Genomic DNA, 913 nt, shown 5'->3' on the forward strand with positions numbered 1-913 from the left:
AATGGGCAAGAAATATGATGTTTATGGTGTCGGTAATGCTTTAGTAGATATAGAATACGAAGTATCAAGAGAGTTACTACAAGAGTTAAAGATTGATAAAGGTGTAATGACACTCCTAGATGAAGATAGTCAAAATCATATTTTGGAAAATCTCAAAAATCTTCATTGCCATAAGAGTTGTGGAGGGTCAGCCGCTAACACAATGGTGGCAATTAGTCAACTAGGAGGAAAAGCTTTTTATTCCTGTAAAGTGGCTAATGATGAATTTGGAGACTTTTACATCGAAGATTTACTTAACTCTCAGGTAGATACCAACTTAAAAAATGGCGACCGCCAATCAGGAATTACAGGTAAATGTTTGGTGTTAGTAACTCCCGATGCCGATCGCACCATGAATACATTTTTGGGAATTACTGGAGAATTTTCTACACAAGAATTAGTACCATCAGCGATTGCTGATTCAGAATATGTATATATCGAAGGATATTTAGTGACTTCTCCCACAGCAAAAGAGGCAGCTATAAAGGCTAGAGAAATAGCTGAAAAAGCGGGAGTAAAAACTACCATGTCCCTATCTGATTATAACATGGTGAAGTTTTTTAAAGATGGTCTTTTAGACATCATTGGGTCTGGTTTAGACTTGATTTTTGCTAATGAAAGTGAAGCATTAGAACTAGCAGATACACAAGATTTTCAAGTAGCTGTAGACAAACTAAAAACTCTGAGTAAGAAATTTGCCATTACTCGCGGTGCTAATGGTTCAGTAGTATTTGATGGTCAGAAATTAATCGAAATCGCTGCACCTCAAGTGAAAGCTGTAGATACAGTAGGAGCCGGAGATATGTATGCAGGAGCTTTCCTCTATGGAATTACCCAAGGTATGAGCTATGAAGAAGCCGGAAAATTAGCATCG

1 protein-coding gene is annotated in these 913 nt (G+C 37.3%); it reads left to right on the forward strand.

Going from position 1 to position 913, the window contains the following annotated elements:
• A partial coding sequence (locus V7L07_RS07965; protein WP_335056640.1) for an adenosine kinase occupies positions 1-913 on the forward strand: 913 nt, incomplete at both ends.

The organism is Nostoc sp., from assembly GCF_036916985.1.
In the GTDB taxonomy this organism is placed as follows: domain Bacteria; phylum Cyanobacteriota; class Cyanobacteriia; order Cyanobacteriales; family Nostocaceae; genus Nostoc.